This is a genomic window from Sulfobacillus harzensis (genome assembly GCF_012933365.1).
Lineage (GTDB): Bacteria > Bacillota > Sulfobacillia > Sulfobacillales > Sulfobacillaceae > Sulfobacillus_B > Sulfobacillus_B harzensis.
In genome coordinates, this window is the sequence record NZ_JABBVZ010000045.1 from 20139 (window position 1) to 28085 (window position 7947).

General features: G+C 56.6%; 8 protein-coding genes. 5 read left to right on the forward strand and 3 right to left on the reverse strand.

Annotated elements, in window-relative coordinates; all coding sequences use genetic code 11:
- From HIJ39_RS13075 to HIJ39_RS13085, 3 genes are read left to right on the forward strand one after another with little or no spacing between them, the layout of a single operon-like run.
- Entirely contained in the window at nucleotides 1-1986 is a 1986-nt protein-coding gene (locus HIJ39_RS13075; RefSeq protein WP_169100390.1) for a cytochrome c oxidase subunit I, read from the forward strand.
- Nucleotides 1983-2582: a cytochrome (ubi)quinol oxidase subunit III gene (locus HIJ39_RS13080; protein WP_169100392.1), complete on the forward strand. Its 600-nt coding sequence runs from the start codon at nucleotides 1983-1985 to the stop codon at nucleotides 2580-2582. Before HIJ39_RS13075 ends, HIJ39_RS13080 begins: the two co-directional genes overlap by 4 nt.
- Before the next feature lie 28 nt (nucleotides 2583-2610).
- Entirely contained in the window at nucleotides 2611-2988 is a 378-nt protein-coding gene (locus tag HIJ39_RS13085) for a cytochrome o ubiquinol oxidase subunit IV (RefSeq protein WP_169100394.1), read from the forward strand.
- Between the two features lie 17 nt (nucleotides 2989-3005).
- Here HIJ39_RS13085 and HIJ39_RS13090 read toward each other — a convergent pair whose 3' ends face one another.
- Nucleotides 3006-4208 carry an MFS transporter gene (locus HIJ39_RS13090; protein WP_169100396.1) on the reverse strand — a complete coding sequence of 401 codons (1203 nt, stop codon included), beginning with the start codon at nucleotides 4206-4208 and terminating at the stop codon, nucleotides 3006-3008.
- Between the two features lie 146 nt (nucleotides 4209-4354).
- A complete protein-coding gene (locus HIJ39_RS13095; protein WP_169100398.1) occupies nucleotides 4355-4720 on the reverse strand; it encodes a hypothetical protein in 366 nt (121 codons plus the stop codon).
- Nucleotides 4721-4849: 129 nt separating this feature from the next.
- Here HIJ39_RS13095 and HIJ39_RS13100 point away from each other — a divergent pair, with 129 nt between their 5' ends.
- Complete coding sequence (locus HIJ39_RS13100) at nucleotides 4850-6526, forward strand: thiamine pyrophosphate-dependent enzyme (RefSeq protein ID WP_169100400.1); 1677 nt, start codon at nucleotides 4850-4852, stop codon at nucleotides 6524-6526.
- A gap of 25 nt (nucleotides 6527-6551) precedes the next feature.
- Here the strand turns inward: HIJ39_RS13100 and HIJ39_RS13105 are convergent, their stop codons facing one another.
- The gene (locus HIJ39_RS13105; RefSeq protein WP_169100402.1) at nucleotides 6552-7565 is read right to left on the reverse strand and encodes a hypothetical protein; all 1014 of its coding nucleotides are present in this window, start codon (nucleotides 7563-7565) and stop codon (nucleotides 6552-6554) included.
- Nucleotides 7566-7711: 146 nt separating this feature from the next.
- Between HIJ39_RS13105 and HIJ39_RS13110 the strand changes: the two genes are divergently transcribed.
- Complete coding sequence (locus HIJ39_RS13110) at nucleotides 7712-7855, forward strand: hypothetical protein (RefSeq protein ID WP_169100404.1); 144 nt, start codon at nucleotides 7712-7714, stop codon at nucleotides 7853-7855.
- Nucleotides 7856-7947: the final 92 nt, after the last annotated feature.

Sequence of the window (7947 nt, forward strand, 5' to 3'; positions counted from 1 at the left end):
ATGACACTGAAGCAATGGGTTATCCACTTGATTAAACTGTTATTTCCGCCGCAGGTCTTGCTGCCCGACATTGTCGGCATTGACATTGGGCTGACGGTAGCTGCCATCGGTATCGTGCTATTTCTCACCAAGACCAAGCGCTGGGGTTGGCTCTGGCGCGAATGGCTCACCACGGTCGATCATAAGAAAATCGGCATCATGTACCTGATAGCAGCCCTTATCATGCTGTTTCGCGGTGGGGTAGACGCCCTCATGATCCGCACCCAACTGATTGGGCCGCATGGCCATTTCATGGGGGCCCAGCAATACGATGAGGTGTTTACCACGCACGGCACGGTCATGATTTTCTTCATGGCCATGCCCATGGTGTTCGCACTCTTTAACGTGGCTGTTCCCCTGATGATTGGCGCTCGCGATGTGGCCTTTCCGCGTCTTAACGCCATTAGCTTTTGGCTGTTCGCCATTGGCGCCATTTTGCTCAATATCTCCTTTTCCGTGGGAGGCTCACCCTCCGCAGGATGGATGTCGTATCCCCCGTATTCGGAATTAGCCTTTAACCCTGGTCCGGGCGAAAACTACTTCTTGCTATCGTTGCAGGTAGCCGGCATCGGGACTATCGCCACCGGCATCAATTTCTTGGTGACGGTATTACGCATGCGGGCACCCGGCATGACCCTCACCAAGATCCCTATTTTTGCGTGGTCAGCGCTGATCACGTCAACATTGATTCTCTTTGCCTTTCCGCCCCTAACGGTGGCCTTGGGCCTGACCATGCTGGATCGGTTGTTTGGGGCCTCCTTCTTTACCATTGCCCACCAAGGCATGCCGATGATGTATGTCAACCTGTTTTGGATTTTCGGCCACCCCGAAGTCTATATTCTAGTGATGCCGGCCTTTGGCGTCTTCTCCGAGGTGGTTCCAACCTTCTCACGAAAAGCGCTGTTTGGATATGAGGCCATGGTCATCTCGCTCTTGGCGATTTCGTTCTTGAGCTATGGCACCTGGGTGCATCACTTCTTTGAGATGGGTGCAGGACCGGCCGTCAACGTCTTTTTTGGGCTGTCCACCATGCTTATCGCCATCCCCACCGGTGTGAAGATGTTTAACTGGATTTTCACCATGTGGGGTGGCCGGATTCGACTCACCGTACCCATGCTCTGGCAGTTGGCCTTCATCCCCACTTTCGTGGTCGGCGGCGCCACCGGTGTGATGCTTGCCGCCGTGCCCGGTGACTACCAGTACCACAACAGCTACTTTCTCATTGCCCACTTCCACAACGTGATTATCGGCGGAACAGTCTTTGGGCTCCTGTCGGGTGTGTACTATTGGTGGCCCAAGATGTTTGGCTGGAAGCTCAACGAACGGCAAGGACGCTGGGCGGTCGTGTTCTTTGCCGTGGGATTCTGGGTCACGTTTCTTCCCCAGTACTTACTAGGCTTTGAAGGCATGACCCGGCGTATGGCCACCTATCCTTCAGGACTGGGCTGGACGGCCTTAAATTTCTGGTCGACGATCGGCGCTTACATCATGGCCGTGGGATTCATCATCATGGTCTACAACATCATCTGGAGCCGTATCCATCCCGACTGGGATACCACTGGCGATCCGTGGGACGGCAGAACGTTAGAGTGGTCGCTGCCGTCGCCAGCCCCAGAATATAACTTCGCCCGCATCCCGGTGGTGCACGCGCGCGACGAGTGGTGGGAAATGAAACGGGAGGGCCGCACCGACGAAGTCAAAATATCGCCCGACACCGTCAAGCCCATTCACATGCCGCGCAACACCCCCATGCCGGTGATGCTGGCATTGGCCTTCTTCGTGGGAGCGGTCGGGATGGTGTTCTCATGGTACTGGCTGGCCATTGTCGGGGGACTGGGCGTCGTCGCCGTCCTAGCCTATGGGTCCTTTGCCGACTACCGTGAGATGGAGATTGATCCGAAGCGCATTTTGAACATCGAAGCGAAACTAGGGAGGGTTGAATCATGAGCGCCACCACCACGAGCATCCCGCCAGAGTTTCAAGACAATCATGAAAGCATTCGCATCATGGGGTTTTGGATCTTTCTCACCACCGACATCGTGCTATTCGGCAGTCTCTTTTCGGTCTATGCCGTATTCCGGTCCCGAGTAGCGCTGGGACCCACGCCCCATCAACTCTTCACCCTCGGTCCGGTGCTGGCGGAGACCCTGATCCTGCTTACCTCCACCTTCACCTGCAGTCTCTCATTGTTTTCGGCCCGCAACAACCGACTTAAAGGTGCTATCGGTTGGCTGGTGGTTACCCTGGTCTTAGGGGCCAGCTTTGTATCCTTGGAAATCCGGGAATTTGTCGGCGATGTGCTCGCTGGCCACACTTGGCACCAAAGTGCTTTCTTGTCCGGCTTCTTTACCTTGGTTGGCACTCACGGAAGCCACGTTACGGTGGGCATCGTGTGGGCCATCATGCTGGCACTGCAGTTGGCCATGAAGGGACTCACCGTTACCAACCGACGCAAGCTCTACACATTCGCCCTTTACTGGCACTTTCTCGACATCGTCTGGATTTTTCTCTTCTCGGTCGTGTATCTGACCGGTATCGCTTGAGTCATGGTTTGAGTGAAGGAGGCTCGTCATGGACGATTATCAAGTGCACCATCCCGATGCGCCGTCGGGGCATGGCGATGAAGTGGAGCTAGGCTTTCTTGCCCCCCGCTTTCATACCGCACGCTTCCCCGGCATGCAAGTGGCCGGCTACATCCTGTCGCTAATATTGACCCTCATTGCCTTCGGGATGGTCGCCTATCATTGGCTTCCGCTCTCTGCCCTGGTCACCGTGATTATTATCATCGCGTTGATCCAAGGCGCACTACAGCTAGGAATTTTCATGCATCTGCGGGAGGCGCGCGGCACCATCTGGCACCTCCCGGTCCTCGGGTTGGCGCTCTTCATTGGCCTCGGGATTGTCGCATTTTCGATCTGGATTATGTTGTTTAAATCGGGCGTGTCCTAGGCCAATCCCCAAGCATCTCACGCGGTTCCCTGGTGATCCCAGCTGTTGCTGGCTTTAGGCCGCAGCAGCACTAAAGGCAGCGCACTAATCAGGGCGAGTGCCCCGATGGCCAGACCGGGTCCCCGAGTGCTGGTGACGAATCCCATCAACAAAGGGGACAGGATGGCAGCCATTCCGGTCGCCGTCCGAAAGCTGGCGCTGGCGTTGCCCAACACCGCCATCGGCACCTGATTCTGCAAGACAATATTCCGGGCAACCACCGCCCCAAGATATCCGGCGGAGCCTAGAAAAAGCCCTGCCGGTACAGCCGGCCAAGCGGGGATAAACAGGCACAAAAGGCCCAAGACGTTGCAGGCCGCCATCATCAAGAGAAACTGCACGGTAGAGATCCGTCTAAGCCGTAAAGGCAATTGAGTGCCGATAAAGGAGCCAAGTCCTTCGATGACAAACAAGCCACTGACGCGAGCGTTGCTCAGATGATATCCGCCCTTGAGAAGAAACTCCGCTAGCGGCAACAAGGCGGCATTAACAAAGCGGAAGGCCAGCAGACATGTCAATAGCATTCGGATAGGCTGATGATCGCGAATCACGCGAAAACCCGCCGTGGTCTCCGACCACCAACCAGGGCGGGCCGTGTGCAGGGATCTCTCACGCCCTCGCGGCACGCGCGTCCAGGGCAGCAAGGCCACCGGGGCGAGAAAGGAGAGGACATTAATCCACAGGAGCGTTTGAAATCCCGCCCAGGCCAAGACCGCGGCACCCAAGAGCGGCCCCGCCATCGTCGTCACGGTATAAGCGGCCGTAAGCCCGGCACTGGCCCGGTCTTTTTGGGCTCCGAACATACGTGGAACAACGACCGTCTGCACCGATTGCAGGGCGTCGCCACCCAACGCCAGCAGAAACGCAGCGCCGTAAATGTCCGAAAGCGTGAGCAGCTGTCGCCACGCTAAAAGCGGCAGCAAGGCGCTGATGACGGCTTGGAACCCAAGGCTGACGATCAGAAGATGGCGGGGACTGCCGCGATCAACCCAAGCTCCAATAATCGGCTGGAATATTAGCGAGCTCGCCTCAATCGCTACAACCAGTCCCATCGAGAAACTGGAATGCGTCAAATGATACACCCAAAGCGGTAAAGCCACGGTGTACATGGCATTGCCAATATTGTTGAGGGAATTTCCCACGGCATAAACGAGAAATCGACGGCTGATCCATCCCGACACCCTCTGAATCCTCCTGTGACCACCTTTGCACTAGGAGGATAGCTTAATAATGGGTTCGGGATCGATACGCCTTTGGGCGTAGTATCGGGGCGGGTCTCATCCTTTGCGCCGCACGAATGCCTCTCCAACCCTTTCGATTCCATTCGTCAATGAGGAGGATGTTCCTCCCGCATGGGAACATCCGGGGCCACCCACTCCGACAAGCCGCTCACGATGCCAATGGCGAGTGCCAAGACAAAATCAGAAACACCCATGCCAATGGTCTTGGGCAATAGCCAATAAAAGACTTCAAGAATGACGGCCGTGGCCAGAAATTGCAAGCCCGCGCGCGCCATCCGCCCGTCCGCCGTCCAAACCGCCTTGACTAATATGACGCCCAACACCGCGCAACCGATGCCTAAGGATACCATCGCCCAAATTCCGGCCCGATTGGATGAAGGAACCAGGCTTTGGCCAGCCCAAATGGCCAGCGCTACCACCACGGCTCGAAATAATGCGCGCAGCCAAACCATGTCATCCCTCCTGGCCTTAGTGTGAAACGGGGCCTGGGAAATATGCGGGACAGCAACGGATTTTCCTGTTGCGAACCCTTTAAGGAAGAACGTTTGGGACATCCTAGCTAGCAAAGGGAGGCATGTGAAATGGCTCAAACCGTAGGCGAAGTGCTCTTAGATGTCTTGGCGTCCCACGGAGTCACGCACATTTTTGGGATTCCCGGCGACTCCATCGACCTCTTAATGGGTCCTCTGAAAAAAGACAAGCGCATCGAATTTGTACAAGTCCGTCACGAGGAAGCCGGGGCCTTCATGGCGTCGGCGTTCGCCAAAAAGACGGGTAAACTTGGGGTCTGCATGGGGACGGCGGGCCCAGGGGCCATCCATCTCCTAAATGGCTTGTATGATGCCATGCTTGATCATGCGCCGGTACTGGCCATTACCGGACAGGTGGGATTTCCCTACATCGGTACTAGTTTCTTTCAAGAAATCGACGTCTTAGGCCTGTTCAAAAATGTAGCCGCCTTCAACTATCAGGTCTCCGAGGCCAATCAGATAGCCGTCATGGCAGATTTGGCCTGTCGGCAAGCGCTTTCCAAGCGCGCAGTGTCGCATTTGAGCTTCCCCTTTGAAGTCCCACGCATGAAAGTGTCGGAGGAGTTGAGCCGGTACACGGTCGTCGACCATTCCTTCGATTCGGTGCCAACCCCCGACCTTTTAGATGAGGCTGCGAAGCGTATCGTGGCGAGTCAAAAGCCCGTCATTCTTGCGGGAAAAGGCGCCTTGAGCGCTCGCCAGGAATTAGTGGCTTTGGCCGAAAAGTGCGCTATCCCGGTCGTCAATACGCTTCCTGGAAAGGGCGTCATCCCCGACGAACACCCGCTCGCCTTGGGCGGCTTGGGGCTTCTTGGGGCCAAGCCCGCACACACAGCCATGGAACACTGCGACCTTCTGCTCATGGTGGGCACCAACTACCCCTATATCGAATTTCTGCCAAAGAAAGCGCAGCTTATCCAAATTGACTGGGAAGCCAGCCAGATTGGACGTCGATATCGCGTCGACCTTGGTTTGGTCGGTTCGGCCCGGCCGACTTTGCAGGCGCTGTTGGAACGGATTGCCCCCCGGACGCCCAGCCCCTTTGTGGAAAAAGTACAGGCTGAGCGAAAAGATTGGCTGAAATCCTTGGCCGACAAGGCTCAAAAAGGCGGTCGGCCCGGGGCCGTCAGTCCCGAGTGGGTGGCTGACAGACTGTCCCGGCTCGTGGAGCCTGACGCCAACATCGCCATCGATGTGGGCAATTCGCTGGTGTGGATGTCGCGCAACTTCCGTATCCGGAATCAGGGCTGGCTCGTCTCAGCCTGGCTTGGATCCATGGGCTTTGGATTACCCGCCGCCATTGCTGCCAAATTTGCCGAGCCAGCGCGCCAATCGGTGGCGGTGGTGGGTGACGGTGGATTTGCCATGCTGATGGCTGACTTTGTGACGGCCGTCAAGTATCAAAAGCCGGTCACGGTGGTTCTGTTCAACAATCATCGGCTCGGCATGATTAAATTTGAACAAGGGGTGCATGGCCTTCCGGAATTTGGCACCGATCTCTTCAACCCGAACTTCGCGGCCTATGCCGATGCCGCAGGAGGAAAGGGCTTTTTGGTTACCGATCCCAAGGACGTGGAAACGGCCTTGAGCGAAGCCCTAAAAAGTGACGTGCCAACCATCGTGGATATCCACACTGATCCCGACGAAAAGCCCCTGCCACCGCGCATTACGTTGGAACAGGCGACCGGCTATGCCGAAGCCCGGGTCCGCGAACTCTTGAATATTTAAGGGCGCCGCTCAGGCGCCCCCCTTTTCACTGAGGCTGCCGCTTATGCCAGTACGCCGCCCAGCCATCGTAGCCCTGGTCTTCACACCAGGCGACATGGTCTTCCCAATGGGCCCGCGCTTTGTTGTCCCCTTCATCAATCAACGTGTTAAGCCAATCGGCCTTCAAGTCCATCCACCCGCTTCGGCCGAGCGCAACCAGGGTCGATGGGTCCTCAAGCGCCAAGTGAATGCGGCGTTCGAAATAGGGGCGATTCTCGTGCCATCCGATTCGTAGGTCGATACCCCACAACAAGCGGTCCACCGTCCAGTCCCAGTCGGGGTTGAATGTGCGGAGACTCGCCCGGCGCACCGACTCCAACCGGTCCAATCGATCACACACGGCATGGCTCATAATCCACCAATAGAGCTGCCACAGTGATGGGCTTTTCCCAAAATGGGGGGCAACCTTCTGGGCTAGCTGCACCGATTCCAAAGTCGCTCCCTGATCGTAATTAAGCGCAGACAACCGGGCCAGACGAAGGGCCATGCGCCGCATCGGTTCAATAGAGTTCCAAACTTGATGATCTTCTTTGATGGCGTCGTAAGCAAGCACCGCTTCGGCGAAACGCCCCAGTGTGGTCAAGAGCGTTGCCCGGTTAACCTTCGCACGACGGCGCGATGGGAGCAACAACCCATCAATCTCCAGAATGCGGTTGGTAACAGCCAACGCCTCCTGCCACCGGTCCTGCCGCACCGCGCGGCGTGCTTCATCCTCCAATGCGGCGACACCGTGAAAGAGCTGGGCATCGGTAGGAAGATATCTCTGAAGTTCGGTAACAATGCCGGCCAGCCGGCGGGCCGCCACGTCATTGCCGTTCTGAGTGGCTAATCGCGCCGACGAGATGGCGAGGCGATAGGCATCCGCCGTGCGTCCCATGCGTTGCAAGAGCAAAATATGGCGCCACCGGGCGCCCAGGGGCGCCGGAACTGGGCGCCCCACACGCCCATGCTGAAGCCAAGGGGCCGATCGCCGTTGTCTTTTCGCGCTGTTGTTCTCCATGATGAACACGTCCCCACCTCAATAAAGACAGAATTCGGGATTCTTTGGCAAAATCCTGCAAAAATGCCCTACGAAAATTTGGCAAAAATGGACATCCTTTGCTATTGTCAAATTGCACTCCGAATCAAAGAAAGGATGCGAAATCGATGAGAAAGCGTTTAGCGATTATTACCGCATTGCTGGCTGTACTGTTCGCCGGCGGATTGCACACGGTCAATGCCAACGTTCATCACTTCGCAACGTCGATCCACACCAACTCGGAAGCGCCAACCGTTCCATACGAAGATTAGTGAGGACTGCGGAGTGGTAGAGTAGGAGGCCCCTTGCGGGGCCGTCCCCTCATCGAACCGGACTTGTGGTTTTCCCACATCCGGCTCTCCGA

Bases quoted from the DNA above. Each gene is read 5' to 3' on its own strand.
- HIJ39_RS13095 (WP_169100398.1), bottom strand. From the start codon at position 4,720: ATGGTTTGGCTGCGCGCATTATTTCGAGCCGTGGTGGTAGCGCTGGCC.
- HIJ39_RS13085 (WP_169100394.1), top strand. From the start codon at position 2,611: ATGGACGATTATCAAGTGCACCATCCCGATGCGCCGTCGGGGCATGGC.
- HIJ39_RS13100 (WP_169100400.1), top strand. From the start codon at position 4,850: ATGGCTCAAACCGTAGGCGAAGTGCTCTTAGATGTCTTGGCGTCCCAC.
- HIJ39_RS13110 (WP_169100404.1), top strand. From the start codon at position 7,712: ATGAGAAAGCGTTTAGCGATTATTACCGCATTGCTGGCTGTACTGTTC.
- HIJ39_RS13080 (WP_169100392.1), top strand. From the start codon at position 1,983: ATGAGCGCCACCACCACGAGCATCCCGCCAGAGTTTCAAGACAATCAT.
- HIJ39_RS13075 (WP_169100390.1), top strand. From the start codon at position 1: ATGACACTGAAGCAATGGGTTATCCACTTGATTAAACTGTTATTTCCG.
- HIJ39_RS13105 (WP_169100402.1), bottom strand. From the start codon at position 7,565: ATGGAGAACAACAGCGCGAAAAGACAACGGCGATCGGCCCCTTGGCTT.